Annotated in this window: 16 protein-coding genes; 9 read left to right on the top strand and 7 right to left on the bottom strand. The window is 58.2% G+C overall.

Annotated elements, in window-relative coordinates; genetic code table 11:
* Positions 1–36 precede the first annotated feature (36 nt).
* Together AXW11_RS10260 and AXW11_RS10255 are read left to right on the top strand one after the other, a co-directional pair.
* Entirely contained in the window at positions 37–1,611 is a 1,575-nt protein-coding gene (locus AXW11_RS10260; protein ID WP_091642626.1) for a sensor domain-containing diguanylate cyclase, read from the top strand.
* Positions 1,612–1,725: 114 nt separating this feature from the next.
* Entirely contained in the window at positions 1,726–3,012 is a 1,287-nt protein-coding gene (locus AXW11_RS10255) for an EstA family serine hydrolase (protein WP_041332770.1), read from the top strand.
* 4 nt (positions 3,013–3,016) lie between these two features.
* Here AXW11_RS10255 and AXW11_RS10250 read toward each other — a convergent pair whose 3' ends face one another.
* Positions 3,017–3,361, bottom strand: a complete 345-nt coding sequence (locus AXW11_RS10250; RefSeq protein ID WP_036207704.1) for a hypothetical protein — start codon at positions 3,359–3,361, stop codon at positions 3,017–3,019.
* 364 nt (positions 3,362–3,725) lie between these two features.
* On the opposite strand from AXW11_RS10250, the gene AXW11_RS10245 reads away from it, so the two are divergent.
* Positions 3,726–3,980, top strand: a complete 255-nt coding sequence (locus AXW11_RS10245; protein WP_036207701.1) for a hypothetical protein — start codon at positions 3,726–3,728, stop codon at positions 3,978–3,980.
* Here AXW11_RS10245 and AXW11_RS10240 read toward each other — a convergent pair.
* A complete protein-coding gene (locus AXW11_RS10240) occupies positions 3,974–4,984 on the bottom strand; it encodes a hypothetical protein (protein ID WP_075196362.1) in 1,011 nt (336 codons plus the stop codon). The two genes, AXW11_RS10245 and AXW11_RS10240, sit on opposite strands and share 7 nt — an antisense overlap.
* A gap of 138 nt (positions 4,985–5,122) precedes the next feature.
* Between AXW11_RS10240 and AXW11_RS10235 the strand changes: the two genes are divergently transcribed.
* The 3 genes from AXW11_RS10235 to AXW11_RS10225 are packed head-to-tail and all read left to right on the top strand — an operon-like array spanning position 5,123 to position 9,707.
* Positions 5,123–8,644 (top strand): response regulator, encoded by a 3,522-nt coding sequence (locus AXW11_RS10235; RefSeq protein ID WP_041332775.1) that lies wholly within the window; start codon positions 5,123–5,125, stop codon positions 8,642–8,644.
* A gap of 43 nt (positions 8,645–8,687) precedes the next feature.
* Positions 8,688–9,248 (top strand): hypothetical protein, encoded by a 561-nt coding sequence (locus AXW11_RS10230; RefSeq protein WP_041332776.1) that lies wholly within the window; start codon positions 8,688–8,690, stop codon positions 9,246–9,248.
* 45 nt (positions 9,249–9,293) lie between these two features.
* Positions 9,294–9,707, top strand: a complete 414-nt coding sequence (locus AXW11_RS10225) for a response regulator (RefSeq protein ID WP_036207689.1) — start codon at positions 9,294–9,296, stop codon at positions 9,705–9,707.
* A 24-nt stretch (positions 9,708–9,731) separates the two neighbouring features.
* Here the strand turns inward: AXW11_RS10225 and AXW11_RS10220 are convergent, their stop codons facing one another.
* Positions 9,732–10,001, bottom strand: coding sequence for a hypothetical protein (locus AXW11_RS10220; RefSeq protein WP_036207831.1), 270 nt, complete (start codon positions 9,999–10,001; stop codon positions 9,732–9,734).
* Between the two features lie 606 nt (positions 10,002–10,607).
* Here AXW11_RS10220 and AXW11_RS10215 point away from each other — a divergent pair.
* Complete coding sequence (locus AXW11_RS10215) at positions 10,608–10,859, top strand: hypothetical protein (protein ID WP_036207682.1); 252 nt, start codon at positions 10,608–10,610, stop codon at positions 10,857–10,859.
* Positions 10,860–10,909: 50 nt separating this feature from the next.
* On the opposite strand, the gene AXW11_RS10210 is transcribed toward AXW11_RS10215, so the two are convergent.
* Positions 10,910–11,446 (bottom strand): 3'-5' exonuclease, encoded by a 537-nt coding sequence (locus AXW11_RS10210; RefSeq protein WP_036207679.1) that lies wholly within the window; start codon positions 11,444–11,446, stop codon positions 10,910–10,912.
* 165 nt (positions 11,447–11,611) lie between these two features.
* Here AXW11_RS10210 and queC point away from each other — a divergent pair, with 165 nt between their 5' ends.
* Both queC and queE read left to right on the top strand, forming a co-directional pair.
* Entirely contained in the window at positions 11,612–12,277 is a 666-nt protein-coding gene (gene queC / locus AXW11_RS10205; RefSeq protein ID WP_036207677.1) for a 7-cyano-7-deazaguanine synthase QueC, read from the top strand.
* Positions 12,277–12,933, top strand: coding sequence for a 7-carboxy-7-deazaguanine synthase (gene queE / locus AXW11_RS10200; RefSeq protein ID WP_041332778.1), 657 nt, complete (start codon positions 12,277–12,279; stop codon positions 12,931–12,933). Before queC ends, queE begins: the two co-directional genes overlap by 1 nt.
* A 5-nt stretch (positions 12,934–12,938) precedes the next feature.
* Here the strand turns inward: queE and AXW11_RS10195 are convergent, their stop codons facing one another.
* The 3 genes from AXW11_RS10195 to AXW11_RS10185 all read right to left on the bottom strand — a co-directional run bounded on the left by AXW11_RS10195 (position 12,939) and on the right by AXW11_RS10185 (position 16,905).
* Complete coding sequence (locus AXW11_RS10195; protein ID WP_036207671.1) at positions 12,939–14,012, bottom strand: AraC family transcriptional regulator; 1,074 nt, start codon at positions 14,010–14,012, stop codon at positions 12,939–12,941.
* 121 nt (positions 14,013–14,133) lie between these two features.
* Positions 14,134–15,036, bottom strand: coding sequence for an alpha/beta fold hydrolase (locus AXW11_RS10190; RefSeq protein ID WP_041332779.1), 903 nt, complete (start codon positions 15,034–15,036; stop codon positions 14,134–14,136).
* Positions 15,037–15,138: 102 nt separating this feature from the next.
* Positions 15,139–16,905 (bottom strand): ExeM/NucH family extracellular endonuclease, encoded by a 1,767-nt coding sequence (locus AXW11_RS10185; protein ID WP_041332782.1) that lies wholly within the window; start codon positions 16,903–16,905, stop codon positions 15,139–15,141.
* Between the last annotated feature and the right edge of the window lie 6 nt (positions 16,906–16,911).

Raw genomic sequence — 16,911 nt, 5'->3', positions numbered from 1 at the left:
GACAGGGAAGCAGCCGGAACCCGGGGAAAGACTTAAATGGAGAAGATTCAAGGGCGCCATACGCCACTGCGGCGATCACTATGGATTGTCGGTATCTATCTGCTGGTAGGATGGTTGTGGATTACGTTTTCAGATTATCTGGTACAGCAGTGGTTTCCCGACCCAGAGACGCTGAGCCGGGTCCAGACCTACAAAGGAGCGTTCTTCGTCCTTGTGACTGCGCTCGTGCTTTTCCTGTCGTTGATCCGTCAATTCGTGAGTGATCGAACATTGCTGTCTCTGAACGTCCGTCAGCAGGAAGAGATTCGCGAATTGAACCAGTTCCGCGAAAGCGTGATTGAGCGTGCTAATGTATGGATCAATGTGTTGGATCCGGAGGGTCGGGTCGTACTCTGGAACAAGGCTGCTGAAGATATCAGCGGTTATCCTAGAGAAGAGGTCATGGATTCGGATGCAATATGGCAATGGTTGTACCCGGAAGAGGAGAACCGGGTGCGAATTCGCGAAAGGGCCAATGAGATCCTACGTGACGAAGGCGAGGTGGTGGGTTATGAAACCTGGATTACCACTCGCAACGGCCGCGAGCGTCAGCTCTCGTGGAACTCACGCAGCCTTCGGAACGATGCCGGGGAGATCACCGGCTCCATTGCTATCGGCCAGGACATAACCGATATCCGCGAAGCGGAGAACACCCTTCGATGGCGTGAACGCCAGCTATCCACAATCATGGACAACCTGCCCGGAATGGCCTACCGCTGCCGGTACGATGAGTTCTGGACCATGCTGTCCGTATCCAACGGTTGTCTTGAGTTGACCGGTTATGAGCCACACGAGCTGGTGAACAACAGCCTGGTCAGCTATGCAAAACTCATCGACGAAGCCTGCAATGAAACCATCCTGCGAACGGTAGAATCCGCCATCGGTAACGCCGAGCCATTTTCCATTGAATACCCGATAACCCGTAAGGATGGCCGGAAAATATGGGTATGGGAGCGTGGACGGGGCGTCGAAGGTGAGGGCGAACTGGTACTCGAGGGGATTATTCTCGATATCTCGGATCGTAAGGAGCTGGAGGAAGAACTGTCGGAACTGGCAACCCGTGACTCGCTGACCGGGGTGCTGAACCGGCGGGAGATGACCCGCATATTGGAAGAGGAAATCGCCCGCGCCAAACGTTACGACCGTGAGTTGGCCCTGTTGTGGATCGACTTTGACCACTTCAAAGCTATCAATGATGACCATGGGCACGCTGCCGGCGATTCCGTGCTGAAGGCGGCTAGCGCATTGCTGGCAGGGAGCGTGCGGAGTGTCGATAGCGTCGGTCGGTTTGGCGGCGAAGAGTTTGTTATTCTGCTGCCGGAAATGGACCGTCGCGAGGCGCTGGAAACTGCAGAACGACTGCGCGGACTGGTGAGTGATACCCCACAGCCTCTGGGGAACGGCAACACAGTCGCAATGACCGTCAGTATCGGCGTTTCCGTATTTCCCGACCATGGTGAAAGCGCCGATACCCTGTGCGCGGCGGCCGACAGGGCCATGTATCAGGCCAAGGCCGATGGCCGCAATCAGGTGGTACTGGCACCCTTGACCGAGGAAGCCCATAATCCCTGAAGACGATGTGCTGGATGAGTTGACGCAGCCAGGCCCGCTATCCGGCCAATGTGCCGGGTGATATCCAGCGTCAGGATGTGCGAAAAGACAGTCTCCGGAATCAAAGGTCAAGCGATGAACCGAATTGCCCGCCGTGCGCTCCACACCTCCGCCGTTCCCACTGACCTGGCGTCAGTAACCCACCGCGATGAGGCTGGCGAGAAACCGGAGCTGGCCGGAGTGAGCCCCGAGGTTGTCGAGGCCATCTGGCACAGCGTTGAGCGGTTGTACCGAACCGGAGTGCATCCGGGCATACAGCTGTCGGTCAGGCACCGGGGCGAACAGATCCTGCATCGAGCCATCGGCCATGCCAGTGGCAACGGGCCCCATGACGCCGTGGACGCGCTGAAGGTGCCGATGACCACCGAGACACCCATTTGCTATTTCTCCGCCTCCAAGGCAGTCACGGCCCTGCTAATCCACATCCTGGCGGAACAGGGACTGGTCAATCTGATGGACCCGGTGTCGTATTACTGCCCGGAGTTTGCGGGGGGTGGTAAGCGCACCATTACCATTCACCAGGTGTTGTCCCACCGTGGCGGCATTCCGGCGATTCCCCGGGAAACCCCCATTGATGTGCTCTGGGACAGGGACGAAATCTGGCGCCTGCTGTGTGAAGCGAAGCCGGTGGAGGTGGATGGTGCCAAAGTGGCGTACCACGCCATCACCGGGGGCTTTGTGTTGCAGCGGGTACTGGAGAAAGTGACCGGCGATACCATTGAGGCGTATATCGACCGACACCTCCGCAAGCCCATGGGTATGAAGTGGTTTACCTATGGGATTGCACCCGCAGACGTGGATAAGCTGGCCGGCAACTATGCCACCGGCCCAACGCCGCGCTTTCCGGTATCCTGGATTGTGAACCGGGCGCTGGGAGGCGATATACGCACCGTGGAACGAGTCTCCAATGATCCCCGCTTCCAGGAGGCGGTTATCCCTGCAGGCAACCTGTGTGGCACCGCCGAGGAAATGGGGCGTTTCTTTCAGATGATGCTCAATGGCGGGGTCTGGAATGGCAAACGTATTTGCGGCGAGATGACCGTGAGGCGCTCCATCCAACAGTTTGGCTCGCTACAGATTGACCGCACGATGATGATCCCCATGCGCTTCAGTGCGGGCATGATGCTTGGAGGCAACCCCGTGGGGCTTTGGGGCCAGCAAAGCAGGCATGCCTTTGGTCACATTGGTCTGATCAACAAGCTGTGCTGGGCCGATGCAGCCCGGGACATTTCCGTCAGCCTGCTCAACACCGGCATCCCCATTGTTGGCCACCATCTGCCGGCGCTGGCGCGGTTTGTCTACACAGTGTGCGACCGTTTTCCGTTGATACCGGAAAACCGCAGGCCCCTGGTGGCGGCCTGACCCCTTAAAGGGTCGCCAGCTGTTCCTCCAGTATCCCCAGCACTGACGACAGGATATCCCGGAAGTCGGTGAGTGTCTGGGTTCGCTGGATCACATCCTCCCGACTTTCATCCAGCCGCTCCAGCTTGGGGACCACCCGCCGGATTCCCTCAGTGATAACTTCGTAGGGGTAATGGTGGTCCATGATGCTGAGTTTGTTGATCTCAGCCACTTCCTGACTGAAGATGCTGATGATGTCGTAAAGCATGTCCTTGTGCTGAATGGAGCTCGCCTCCCAGTACGCATCGTCAAGCAGCTCCAGCAGGGAAAGGTATTCCCTTAGTGTGTCGGCAACGGATGTCTGGTTCATAAGCGGTCTTCCTGGCCGGGATGGAATGGGGCTGTTACGGCAAATGGCTGCGCATATATGGTGATCTGAAGGGAACTATAGCAGGGGTTTGTTCGTGTAGTTTGGGTAGCAGCGTCGTATTCGCTGCAAAAAATATGAAACTCTATTCATTTTTATTGAGTTTTGTCCGACAGTTGTGCAGAATTACGCCAAATCATACAACGTGGACAAAGCCTGCTACAGTATGTACTGAGGCTTTGGAAAAGCCCGACGAAACAGAAGGATAAAAGGACTTCCAGCCCGGCCAAAAAGAGCCACTAAAACATGGGCGGAATCATCGGTTTCGGCGTATTGATCATTGGATACTCAGTGGAAGAGGACGATCATGGATAAACACACGCAGCCACAGCCTGGGCCGGAACAGCCGCGCCCGGTCAAGCTTGACCATCACGACAGTGTTCGGTCCCACGTCTGCCAGCAGGTCAGTACCGAAGTGGCACGCCTTGAGCGCCGTATTGAAACCCTCCGACTGACCAAAGCCCCTCATGCCGCCATCATGATCTCGACCTACGAGCGCATGATCGACCGCAAGAAGGGGTTCCTCAAGAACTGGGATATGCAGGGCAATACCGGTTACTGACGCTCATCGATAGTCACGGACTGGTAGAAAATGGCCTCGCTGCCGTTCTGCTGGTTTCCGCAATGTGCCGGATTGGGAGAGGTTTCCCCGGTTTCGTCATCCTCGATGGTAGGGTCTTCGCCACTGGATGTAAAAACGCGCACTTCTGCAGCCTCATAGTCCACTCTGACCCGAATGCAGTCCGGTTCCTGGCCGTCAACGGTAATGCCGGATGTGTCCAGGAATGTCAGCATGTCTGATTTGTTTCTGATGAACTCCTGAAACAGTTCCCCGTGGCCCAGTGAGCGACCGGTAAAACTCAGCGACGCAAACTCTGGCCGGTTGTAACCGCTCACCGAGAAGCTTTCATTTGCAAAGCGGCCACTCCAGAACGCACTGGCAATCTCTGACGGTGAACTGTCATTCTGATCGGGCGCCCTGGCGATAAACTGAAAGGACCGGAAAATCTTGTTCAGTTGCGGGTTGCTGGTCCAGTCCAGTAGCGGATAGACCCAGATCTGGTCAGGTTCAGGCTCGGTTCCATTGTTGCCACCGGTTTCGGTAAAGTGGATCTGCGCGTTCTTGTCCGGTGTGTTGTAGGTAGCGGGGTCACCGCTGTTCATGCTGTCCCGCATCAGTCGGCGGCCCCGGTTGAATGAGTCCACCTGGTTCGATGAAATGACATGTTGCAGGAAGTCCATCGGATTGCGGGCACTGGTGTAGCGGGTACCATCGTTGCTTGGCGTCAGGCCCATCAGCGTATTAAGACGCTCACGCAGCTGTGTTGCTATTCCCTCGTCGTCCTCCCCGTCAGCGGGCTCAACGCCCCGGTAAAAATCGTAGAATATGGTTTGGGGCAGTACGGGGGGCAGCCCATCTTCATTCTGGATATCAAAGCTTTCGAACGTCAACGCCACGCTGGTTGCCGGGTTGATGAAATTACTGTCTGAAGAATCATCTGGCCCACAGCCGGCCAATGTCAGGGCAAACAGGGGAACGGTGGCGAAAATGCAGGAATGTCTCATTTCAAGTGACCCTGAGATGCGTCGTTGTCGGTAAAACGCTAAAGTGTTTAGCCAGGGTGCCGCTGAATTCATTCGGCACCTGCGTGACTGCTGACAATAAACCATAAAAAAGGCATCTGCCCTCGCGGAGATCACATTTTGCAGCAATGGGAATGCCACGCCCGATGGTTCCGTTTCATCGCGCTTGCGGTTCTGGCTATTATTATTCCGGCCTCCGCCGCGGCGCAGGAGCGATGCCAGGATGGCGAGATTGTTCTGAACAGCGCCACCAGCAGTGTGCGTGATCTGGGTAGTTGTATCTGGTACCTGGAGGACCCGGAACACGCCGTCGATTTCAACGATATACTGAGTGGCGATACCGCGCCTTTCACCCGTCACGAAGGCGGTGTGCTGAACTTTGGCTACACGGAATCTGCATACTGGGCCAGATTTGATGTCGAGGTAGGAGCTGGCGCAGCACTGACAGACTGGATACTGGAGCTCGCCCTGCCATTGGTGGATGAGGTGGTGCTCTATCTGGTCCAGGATGGTGAGCTGATAGAGCAGCGCCGTGCTGGCTACGAGGGCGACTGGTCCGGGCGTGACCTGGCCGTACCCAACCCCACGTTCCGTTTGTCACTGGAACCGGGAAGCTCAACCCGCATTTATTTGCGCATCACCAATACCAACACTTTCCGCCTTCCGATCACCCTGTGGCACCCCGATGCTTATATTGAGAAGGTGTCGGTCGATGAAGCCGTGCGGGGCATTCTGCTAGGCAGCATCCTGGCCATTCTCGCCTACAATCTGTTTGTTGCCGTGTCGGTTCGCGAGCGCAGCAATATCTACTACGTGATGTATCTGGTATCAGCCACGGTATTCATCGCCACCGAGCAGGTGCACGGTATCCAGCTACTGGAGAATCGTCCTGCGCTGTTGCACAAGGAATACCTCCATTACCAGATCATCAATACCTGGTTCTGGGGCCTGTTGATGGCCCGGTCCCTGTTGGAAACCCGGGAGCGGTCGGCGGACCTGGACAAGGTGATCCAGCTTTGCCTGTACGCCATTGTGGCGACCTTTGTGCTATCCCTGTTCCTGCCCTATCACACGGCGATGGAATGGATCGTGTTGGCGTCGATCCTGCTCAGCATCATCCTGATTGTGGTTAGTTACCTGTCCTGGCGCTATTACAACCCGGCTGCGCGCTCCTACTTTTTTGCCTGGACCCTGGCGCTGGTGGGTTTCGGTATCTATGGTCTGACCGTGATGGGCTACCTGCCGTTGAACATGTTCACTTCCTACGCCCCGCAGTTCGGCCTGACGGCCCAGATTATCCTGTTTTCCTTTGCCCTGGCTGACCGGATAAAACAGGTGCAGGGCGAAGCCCTGGGTTGGAGCCAGCGGGCTCTGGCCAACCTGCGTCGATACCAGTCGCTGTTCGACAACGCCATAGAGGGCGTGTTCCAGATGTCGCTGGGCCGGCGTTTCGTCACCGCCAACCCCGCCATGGCAAGGTTGATGGGCTACACCAGCAGCCGGGAGCTGCTGGATCTTGACCCGGACGTCCTGGAAACCTGTTTTGCGGATGAGAGAGTGCGCCGCTGGGTGATTGGGCAGTTGGAATCCCGGGGCACCGTCAAGGGTATCGAAGCACGCTATTACACCCGTTCCGGTGAAGAGCGCTGGGCCACCATTTCGTTACATACCGTGTATACCCCCGATGGCGATCCCGCCCATCTTGAGGGCACCTGCATTGACGCCACCGAGCGCCATCAGCGCCAGCGTATCGAGCGGGAGAGGGAGCAGGAACGTCTGGAAAAAGAACTGGCCCGCAATTCGGCCGAAGCAAAAAGCCAGTTCCTGGCCAACATGAGCCACGAAATTCGCACACCGTTGGCGGCGATTATCGGTTATGGCGAAACCCTGCTCGATCCCGACCTGACCGAGAGGGAGAAACACACCAGTGCGGAAACGGTGGTGCGCAGTGGCCGTCACTTGCTGGACCTGATTAACGACATCCTGGATCACTCGAAGATCGACGCCAATAAGCTGGATGTGGATATAGTGTCGGTTAATTTGCCGGAACTGCTTGACGAAATCCGCGCTTTCTTCGCACCCAGGGCGCGGGAAAAGGGGCTGGAATTTCATATCATCTGTGAGTATCCCCTGCCCGAAAAGGTTGCCACGGACCCGACACGCTTTCGCCAAATCATCATCAATCTGTGCGGAAATGCGCTTAAATTCACGGAAAATGGTTCTATTTCTCTGAATGTTCGATGTGATCGTGAGCGCCAGGCCCTGGTGGCCAGGGTGGTGGACACCGGCATCGGCATGAAACCCGAACAGTTGGGCCGGCTGTTTGACCCGTTCGCCCAGGGTAGCGCCGCGATTGCCCGGCAATATGGAGGAACCGGTCTCGGGTTGAGCATTTCCCGTCGGCTGGCGGAGTTGCTGGGTGGCAACATATCCGTTTCCAGCACGTATGGCGAAGGCAGTGAGTTTGAGCTTTCCATCGCCACCGGCCCATTGGAGGATGTCCACTTTCTGCGCGACGCGTCGGAATTGTCGCAACGTCGGCGGAGCATTCCCATGGTGCTTGCGCCAAGGCTTTCCGGCCGTATCCTGCTGGCGGAGGACAATGACGTGAATCGTCGCCTGGTGTCCCTGCTGGTGGGTCGCACGGGCGCTGAGCTGGTCCATGTCGGCAATGGTGCTGAAGCACTGGATCTGGCGCTGAGGGAGCCCTTTGATCTGATTCTGATGGACATACAGATGCCGGTCATGAACGGTCGGGATGCAACGGCGGCCATTCGTGAAGCTGGCCTGAATATCCCGGTCATTGCGTTGACGGCGAACGTGATGGCGGAGGATATTGCAGACTATCGCCTCGCAGGCTGTAATGACCATCTGGCCAAACCCATCGACAAACAGCGTTTCTACGAAGTCATGGCCAGATATCTGGTGGTGCGGCCGGAGAGTGAATCCGTTGGCCACCGGCGCTATTGCGGCACAATACTGGTCGCGGAGGACAACGAGGACAACCGTCGTCTGGTGGAGCGCATGCTCGGGGCCCAGGGGTTGGATGTCATCACCGTTGCCAGTGGCGATGATGCGGTCCGAACGGCGCTGTCCGAATCGGTGCAGATGGTGCTGATGGACCGCCATATGCCGGGTCTGGACGGAGTGGAGGCTACCCGGTTACTGCGGCAGACGGGCTTCCGCCGGCCAGTTATTGCCTTCACCGCCGGTGACCAGTCGGAAACCGATGCGTTGATGGCGGCGGGGTGCGATGGGGTATTGAACAAACCCATCGACAGTAGGCATTTGCTGAGCACGCTGGACCATTTCCTCCCAGTGTCCAATGGCCCGAGCAGAGACTCGACGGAGGATGAGGACATTGGTCACCTCGTCGAACGCTTCCTCGATGGGTTGGCGTCCCGAAAAGTGGCCATGGAAGCCGCAGCCGCGCGTCGTGATCAGCAGCGATTGGCATCGGAAGCCCATCAGATCAAAGGCACCGCCGGCGCCATGGGCTACCCTGACATGACACGGCAGGCAGGGAAACTGGAGGCTTGCGTAAACGTTGAAGACCGTGACTGGGACCACGTTCACAGCCAGCTGCAAGCCCTGGCTGACATGATCGACAGGGCATTGCAGGGGCGGGAGGCACGTCTATGACAACCGACATTTCGGCTACCGATAAAAACAGGAATCGTGATTGATGAGTGAAAACCTCCAGCAAAGCGAACAGCACTCGCTGAGTATGATGTATGGCACCTACGCCGACATTCTGTTTGTCCTCTTTCCGTTCCTGGTCATCAGCATGCAACGGTTATGGGATGGCCAGCTTTATGAGACGCTACTCAGGCCCGATCTGAGCATTGCGGCTGCGATACTGGCCGGGCTGGCCATCGGAAAATTCGTGCTGGGGCTGGTCAGTAACCGCGACTTGGGCCGTTTCAAGGAGCGTATTGTGTTCTTTATCGCATTGACGCTGTTTGTAGTGTTGGGGCCGGCCATCATCCTTATGCTCAGTATCGCTGGTCATCGCGAAGTGCCCGGGTTCGTGGCGTTTGTTCAGCCTATCCTGCTGATCATCGCGATTTCCCTCTACACCACGGCCGTCAGTATCAGTAATATTCTGACCCGGTCCGGCGGGGTAAGCGCCAGTTCGTCCCGCACTGCTGGCGCTCGCCTGGACGAGACTGGAGAACCTGCGCCAGCCACTGCCCAGCATGAGCCGCTGGCGATTCCCCGGCGAACCGGCGGTGATTCCCTTTGAAGTGCCTTGTGGGGCCGGGTATAAAATAGAATCAGGAGGCGGGGTATGAGTGATATGAGAATATTGGTGGTGGAAGACGAGCCGGTCATGAGGGAGCGGTTGGTAGACATGCTCTACACGGCAGGTGCAAGCAGTGTGGTTGAGTGTCCGGACATTGCGGGTGCCAGGGCTGCCTTTGAGGCTGACGTCTTCCAGATCATCTTGCTGGACCTGGGGCTGCCGGATGGCAACGGTCATCAGTTGATGGAGGAGTTCAAGGCCAAGCGCAAGGATCAGCACATTGTTTTAGTGACAGCGGATGACTCCATCGACAGCATCCAGAAAGCAATCAGTGCCGGGGCCAACGGTTACGTGGTCAAACCCTATTCCCAGGAAAAAATTCACGACGTGGTGAACAACTACGCCATGGTGCACGGCGGCGATGCCGCCATGATACAGGGACTGAACCGCCAGCATTGACGGTTCGGCCCATCGGGTTTCCCATTACGCAACCTGGCGGGCGATCCAGGAACCGTAGCGAGTGGCAAGAGCACGCACGTATCGTGCTTCGCCATCGTTCAGATTGCCCAGAACACCCTTGAATATCCAGCCTCGCTCATACAGCCCCAGCACCCGTTGTTCGTCGTCCAGGTTGACGCGCTGGTTCAGTTTTTTGCAGATGGCATCCAGCAGAGGCAGCTTTTCCGGGCGCCGAATAGGCCCCGTGCGGCTGCTTGCCGGCTGGTTTGCTGCTTTTGTCGGATGTCTCTTCATGATCTTCTCCTTGTCGTTTTGCGGCTGCAAAAACAAAACCCCGGCGCTCTGGGCAACCGGGGTCTCGCGGAGAAGCTTGCCCGGTCGCTCCAAAGGCTCCCGGGACTGACCGAAAGCCGTTAGATGTCGTTCACCATGGAGTGCGCACACGCCTCACCCTTGCGGTGCGCAATCGCGTCAATCATCAGATACTGGTATTTCTGAAGCATTGTCATGGGCCTTTTCCGGCATCGTTTGCCGAGCATATCGGTTTCGGTACTGTCATCAGTGTATCGCGTGCCCATGGCTTTGCAAGGGGCAGAGTGCTTCGGCAAACCCCTACAGACGCGGTTCCTCGAAGCGATCATAATTTGCCCTGTCACGTGTTTTACGTTGTGCAATCCTCCGGTGCCCACCTTTTATCTGTGGCGTACCGCATGGATCTCTCCTTTATACGCAGCCCTCGGGGCTGCGTTTTTTTTGGCCGTCCGAAAAGTGTGTTCCTGACGGCATCGTGGAAACCTCGTAGCCACTAGTTCGTACAGACGCCCGGACCATATTTGGCGATAATTTGCACACTAATCAATGCAATGTATCGTCAGAAATGAGAGGTTGAAACCCAGTAAGATGTCCGAAGAAAACGGATCTGCAAAAAACCGGTTACAGTCACACGCCATAGTCGAAGTGCTGCTTGTCCTCGCGCTCGCCGTATACCTGTTCATCGCCCGCAGCCAGATGGTGGGTGATAATTTTTCCTTTACCGTCATTGGGGCGGCGCTGATGGTGCTGGTGACCTACTGGACACTGAACACCTTGCGTGATGGCCTCGAAGTCCTCGCCCTCAAGGTGACTCGAAGTCCTCGTCCCCAAGGTAAATAGTTCCCAGCGCTGAGTTCCATGCCGGCGCGCTGTGCTCCAAGATGGAAACCTCAGACCTGCCGGCTGCGTCCGTGAAGCGGTTCGTCGTCCGCAGCGAACAGTTGGATCTCTTCCCAGGTTCTGTGGAGGATAAGCGCGTCGTTTGCCGCCCTGTGCACGGGCAACCCCAGGCGCTTGATAACCTGCTGACGCGATGCCGACCAGTGCCTTACCTGATTGGCATCCAGCAACATGGAAATGGATTCCAGTTGAAAGTCGGCGCGGGTGTTGGCGGCTCGAAACAGCCGATGAAGCCAGAAGCTGTCAAACGTCCAGGCATCGCAGAATACCTGCCCCGAGAGCAGCTGGTTCAGGTGTGCCGCAACCTCCGACACCGGTGTACCCTCCGTTTCCAGGGTTTCCCGGGTGATTCCGTGAACCTGCTCGGCACTTTCTGACCAGTCCTGCCAAAGTACATGGGGTTGTATCAGCCAGCTGTGCAAGGTGCCGTCGGGCAAGCATATGCCCACCTCGATCGGATAGCTGGCGATCAGATCGAGGCTGGAGGCCTCGAAGTCAATAAAGGCTGGGCTGGTTCTGGTTCTCATTCCGCCTGGTTTTTGTTGATGTGCCGTCATCAGAGTTTACCCGCACGCTACTGCAGACGCGAACCCATCGTCGCATTCCACTGTTACAATGTGTCCACGGATGTTACTCCGACCCTATAACAATCCAGTGACGCCCTGCTGGCTGTCTGAAACCGGGATGACCTGATGACCGAAACCGTCGTTGTAATCTACTCTGGGGGAATGGATTCGTTCACCCTGCTCCACCTTGCCCGTGCCCGAGGGTATAAGGTTCATGCCCTGTCGTTTGACTACGGCCAGCGGCACGTTCGCGAACTGGAATGCGCCCGCCAGGTGTGCGAAGAATTATCGGTGCCGCACAAGGTGATCGATATTCGTGCGCTCAGTGAAGTCATGGCCGGATCGGCCCTGACGGACGCAGTGGACGTGCCCGAGGGGCACTACGAAGAAGACAACATGAAGGCCACCGTGGTGCCCAACCGCAACATGATTCTGTTGTCGCTGGCCACCGGCTATGCGGTTACCGCCGGTGCTGTTGCTGTTTGGTACGGCGCCCATGGCGGCGATCACGCGATCTATCCGGACTGTCGACCGGAGTTCGTGGAGAAAATGGACGCCGTCTGTCAGGTGGCGAACTATGAGCCGGTGAAAATAGAAGCGCCCTTCATGGGCTCGGACAAGGGGGCCATCCTGGCCGAGGGCCTGAAGTTGGGGCTCGATTACGGCAAAACCTGGACCTGCTACAACGGCCGGGACCGAGCCTGTGGCGTTTGTGGCTCCTGCGTGGAGCGCCTGGAGGCGTTTGCCGCCAACGGCGTTTCAGATCCCTTGCGGTATGAGGTGGAAACCTGATGTATCGGGTAAAGGAAGCGTTCTATACATTGCAGGGAGAGGGTGCCCAGGCCGGGCGGGCAGCGGTGTTTTGCCGCTTCAGCAAGTGCAATCTCTGGACTGGCCGTGAAAAGGACCGGGCCAATGCCGTATGCAGCTTCTGCGATACCGACTTCGTAGGTACCGATGGTCAGAACGGCGGCCAGTTTGAAACCGCGGATGCGCTGGCAGCGCATATTCGTCGCCTTTGGCCGGATGCGCCTGGGCAACCCTATGTGGTGTGCACGGGTGGTGAGCCACTACTGCAACTGGATGACAAGCTGGTGGATGCCTTTCACCGGGCCGGCTTTGAAGTGGGCGTGGAAACCAACGGCACACTGCCGGCACCGTCCGGTATTGACTGGTTGTGTGTGAGCCCCAAGGCGGACGCGCCGGTGGTATTGCGCCAGTGTGACGAGCTGAAAGTGGTGTACCCTCAGCCCCTGGCGATGCCGGAGCGTTTTACCGACATTAACGCCAGCCACTATTTCCTCTCGCCAATGGCGTCGCCGACCGTCTCAGAGGGTGAGCCTGACCCCGTCAAGCAAAGTAACACCCGCAAAGCCACGGATTACTGCCTGACCCACCCGCAGTGGCGGTTGACCCTGCAGATGCACAAGATCATAGGCATCGACTGAGTGTTTCAGGCCATCGCACTGGTTGGTGTTCTCTTGATCGACGTTGTTGTTGGCAATGACTCCTGGTTTCGGTACTGGCTGGGGCTCTGTCCGGTCCAGCGCTTGAATGCCCTGGTAAAGTTGGCGGCGTCGGCGTAGCCCAGGGCGTCGGCAATCTGGCTCAGGTTCATGGCAGTTTGCTGCAGCAACTCCCCCGCTCTTTCCAGTCGCACCTGATCCACCAGGTGCTGAAAACTGGCTTCTTCCGCCTGTAAACGCCGTTTCAGGGTGCGCTCCGACACAAACAGCGTTGTGGCTACCCTGGCCAGTTTCGGCGGGAACGGGTGACTGGTTTCAATCACCCGCCTGACCCGACAGGCAAAGCCGGCATCTTCCGTTAGAAGGCGTAAGGCCTCCTCACACTGGGCTTTCGACGAGGCGGCCAACTGATCGTCAGAGAAGCGGATTGGCAATGCCAGCTGCGGATCGGGAATAACAATCGCATCTTCGCCAGCGCCGTACACCACGGGGATGGGAATTTGCTGGCGAAAGCGATGGAAGTAGGCCGGTTCCGGTCCGCGTCGCTGAATCGACGAGCCGGCGACCGGTGAGCCTGTTAGCTGCGCTCCCATGGATGCGCAGCCGAACAGCATGGCGTCCATGATAAAGCCCTGCAATGGGCCCAGATCAATGCCACACGAGATGGCGTAGATAGACTGGCCATCCTGCTGCCGGCGCTTGACGTGCAGGTGCGGGGCGCGCAGGGTCAGGTATCGCGTCATCAGGTCCAGAGCCTCTGCCAGAGTGCGGCTGCTCATGACCGCGGTGCCCAGGGCTCCGTGCAGTGGCAGTCGAAGCTCCCGGGCCAGCATGATGCCGAGCCCGGGCTCGCCGCTTTCGATGATGGCTCGGGTCACGAACTCGCTGGCCTGTGACTGACTGACTCTTAAATCGGTTGACTGCAGGCGCACCGGGTCCAGGCCGACGCGCTTGAGCAGCGCTTTTTCATCGACGCCGATGGTACTAAGCAACTCCGCCAGCAAGTGCAGGTAAATGGCCGGCATGCCCAGATCCTGAGTGGTAGATACTGAGGCGCGCATGGGATTTCCTCGTGTTTCCTGTTGTTGTTATGTCAGGGATGAAACTTCTTCCACGATTATGAACGCAATGTTCCTCCCACCCCATGACTTCGCTGACGGGTCAACAGGATATGCAGGCCAATTAACAGAGCTGGCCGCCCGCTGAGTGGCGGTCAATGAAGGCTGCCAGTTTACGGGCTGAGCGACCGGGATTCTCCAGCATGGGAAGATGGCCTACCCGCCGGAACACGTGGATATCGGCCTGGGGCGTCACCTTTCGATACCAGTCCACACAGCGTGTGGGCGTGATCACGTCCCGGTCCCCCCACTGGACCTGGAGGGGAGGTGTGTTGGGGCCAAGGTAGCGTGCTGGTGCCAATGCGTCGGCGAGCATATCGTTGAAAATGTGACGCAAGGACGCGGTTCGTTGCAGCAGGTCCGGCCCCAGAAGCCCCGTCATGGCGACGCCCATAGCCGTTGGCCTGCCAGTGCCGACGCTATTGAACATCCGGTAGACACCGGCCCAGTCCCGGGGAATCAGAATGGCGTCGCGGTCGGACTCGAAGGGGGCATCGAGGTCCACGTTTGTATGTTCGGGTATGCCGGCGCTGTTCAGCACCGTCAGGGAAGCGGGTGCGGGCGTCATTTTGTGAGCGAGGACGGTGGCAATGGCACCCCCCATGGAGCTGCCGACCAGGTGAAGGTTGTTGGTGGCCAGAGTATCGATCCAGGCTTCCAGTCTTGACGCCTGGGCCTCGTAGCCGTAATCGGCGTCCGAACGGTACTCGCTTTCTCCAAGCCCTGGCAGGTCCGGAACCAGAATGTGCCAGTGGTCGGGCAGCCGCTGCAGCCAGAGCGCCCAGTTCTCTTTCATGGCGGCAAAACCGTGCATCAGTATAACGGTGGGTTGGTCCCCGGCAGGGGTCCCTTTTTCCAGATACACCATGCGGTGGCCATCGATCACGGTTTCACGACGTTTTGCCTGTACCAGCCATCGCTGACTGGTGCGGGCGGCAGGCCATAAGTTTGGAGTGGGTATTTTCACGGTCGGTTTCCGTTTCAACTGGATTGGAGCCAGTGTACCGCGTATCCCGCGCCGGGCTTTGGCCTGCCTGCCCTGATGCTGCGGCTCGCGGGCAAGGTGGAATCAGAGTGACAGGTCGGTGATGACCGGGTTGTGGTCCGATGAGCGCCAGGGCTGGCCGGTGGGTACGGTAACCGGCCCCTTGTAGCCCAGCGCCCGGGGTTCATCGGAATTTATCGACCAGGTGCGGGCATCGACGATCCGTGGGAGCAGCCTTTTCGAGACCAGGCTGTAGTCCAGGGTTCCGCTACGGCCGTGATAGCTATAGCTGGTGTGCTTACAGGTGGTGTCGGTGCAGCCGTGGATGTGACGAACGGCGTTGATAAAGCCTGCCGCTTCCAGCAGTTGCAGCGGCGTCTCCCGGGCGTAGGCGTTCATATCCCCGGTGATCAGGGTGCCGGACAGGCCATCCGGGTGCGGCAGGGCATTGGTCCAGCGGATAATGGCTCGGGTCGCTTGTTCGCGGCTGTGATTGTAGCAGCCCTGGCCGTCGTCCTGATCCCGGTTCTGACCACTGGCGCCACGGCAGGCCTTTGATTTCAAGTGAGGAACGACAACCCTCAGGGCTCGATCACTGTGAATGAGGCGGAATACCTGAGTGACTGGTGGCCGGCCACGACGATCAAATGGTGTTGTTGTCAGGCGGCTGGGAGAGCCTTCCGCGACCACACGGTCGCTGCGGTACAGCAGATCGGTGCGTATGGCATCACTGCCAGTGTTGTCGCTTGTTTCCACGTAGCGCCAGTGTGAACCCAAGGCGCCGGCCAATTCGGCAATGGCGCTGTCGCCGTCATAGCCGTCGTTTTCCATTTCTGTGACAGCGATGATGTCCGGGTTCGGCGCCGTCAGCGCGGCAACCAGCCGTGCTTTCTGTTGCTCAAACTGAGTGGCGGATCGGGCCCCCCGAGCTGCCGGAAAACCGCCGCCACGGCCATCGCCATTGAAGAAATTGCCAAGATTGAGTGTGACCACCCTGAGCGTGGCCGACTCCGGTCGCTCGGGTGCTGGTGCGCGTGGATTGGCGGGGCTGAACGCCGGCGTTGATTGCGGCTGCAGTCGCCAGGCGCCGAACCGAAAATCCAGTATGCCTGTTAACCCGCTGACCTTGTCGCCGGTGCGAACCGTGTTGTTTGCGGACAGTTGTGGCCCAGGCCAGGGAATCGGGCGCGGGTTGCGCGCCCCCAGGCCGTCATCCAGCAACAGTCGGTTGATCGCCTGCCACCTGTGGCGCGATTGAGCGCCCGGCCCTGGTTCCAGGATTTCCGTGGCCATCGTCTGAGGCTTTGCCGCGAGGGTGAGTTCACCGTAACGGGCCAGGTTATAGTGATTGATCACCGTTAGCTCGCCGGCGACGTTGATCCGCATGTTTTCCAGGTGTTCCGGAGGTTCGCCATCCTGCCACGGCAGCGTGACGGAGACAGGCTCAGGCAGACGGCCATTCCCGCAACGGGTGATGGAGGTAATATCGGTGAGCTCGGTCAGGCCATGGAACTCTTTCACCCGCCCTGAGACATGCACCCTATCCCCGTGCTGTCCGTCGGTGCGATGGGTGTAAACAAACAGGGCCTCGGAGGTTTGCGGATCGTTGTCCGTTTCGCCATCGGCTTGTTGCAGATAAAAACCGCGGAAGCCGCCTCGTTGGCGAGCATCCATGGTTATGATGCCCTCAACGGAAACGGTCTGGCCGGCGAAAGAGGAATGATCGCCCGTGCCCTGAATGCGGGAAACCGGGATAACCCCGGTACCACAATCCCCCGCCGCGACAGCGGGCAGGCCTATGAGCAGGGTGAGGGCAAGGCGCCAGAACAGGAAAGGGTTGGTTGTGATCACCCGCTC

This window comes from Marinobacter sp. Hex_13, assembly GCF_001566815.1.
In the GTDB taxonomy this organism is placed as follows: Bacteria; Pseudomonadota; Gammaproteobacteria; order Pseudomonadales; family Oleiphilaceae; genus Marinobacter; species Marinobacter salarius.
Note: the sequence above shows the minus strand (reverse complement) of the source record. Positions and strands in the feature narration are given on the sequence as shown.

Coding starts and splice junctions, on each gene's coding strand:
- AXW11_RS10260 (WP_091642626.1), top strand. CDS start 37: ATGGAGAAGATTCAAGGGCGCCATACGCCACTGCGGCGATCACTATGG.
- AXW11_RS10255 (WP_041332770.1), top strand. CDS start 1,726: ATGAACCGAATTGCCCGCCGTGCGCTCCACACCTCCGCCGTTCCCACT.
- AXW11_RS10250 (WP_036207704.1), bottom strand. CDS start 3,361: ATGAACCAGACATCCGTTGCCGACACACTAAGGGAATACCTTTCCCTG.
- AXW11_RS10245 (WP_036207701.1), top strand. CDS start 3,726: ATGGATAAACACACGCAGCCACAGCCTGGGCCGGAACAGCCGCGCCCG.
- AXW11_RS10240 (WP_075196362.1), bottom strand. CDS start 4,984: ATGAGACATTCCTGCATTTTCGCCACCGTTCCCCTGTTTGCCCTGACA.
- AXW11_RS10230 (WP_041332776.1), top strand. CDS start 8,688: ATGAGTGAAAACCTCCAGCAAAGCGAACAGCACTCGCTGAGTATGATG.
- AXW11_RS10225 (WP_036207689.1), top strand. CDS start 9,294: ATGAGTGATATGAGAATATTGGTGGTGGAAGACGAGCCGGTCATGAGG.
- AXW11_RS10220 (WP_036207831.1), bottom strand. CDS start 10,001: ATGAAGAGACATCCGACAAAAGCAGCAAACCAGCCGGCAAGCAGCCGC.
- AXW11_RS10215 (WP_036207682.1), top strand. CDS start 10,608: ATGTCCGAAGAAAACGGATCTGCAAAAAACCGGTTACAGTCACACGCC.
- AXW11_RS10210 (WP_036207679.1), bottom strand. CDS start 11,446: ATGAGAACCAGAACCAGCCCAGCCTTTATTGACTTCGAGGCCTCCAGC.
- queC (WP_036207677.1), top strand. CDS start 11,612: ATGACCGAAACCGTCGTTGTAATCTACTCTGGGGGAATGGATTCGTTC.
- queE (WP_041332778.1), top strand. CDS start 12,277: ATGTATCGGGTAAAGGAAGCGTTCTATACATTGCAGGGAGAGGGTGCC.
- AXW11_RS10195 (WP_036207671.1), bottom strand. CDS start 14,012: ATGCGCGCCTCAGTATCTACCACTCAGGATCTGGGCATGCCGGCCATT.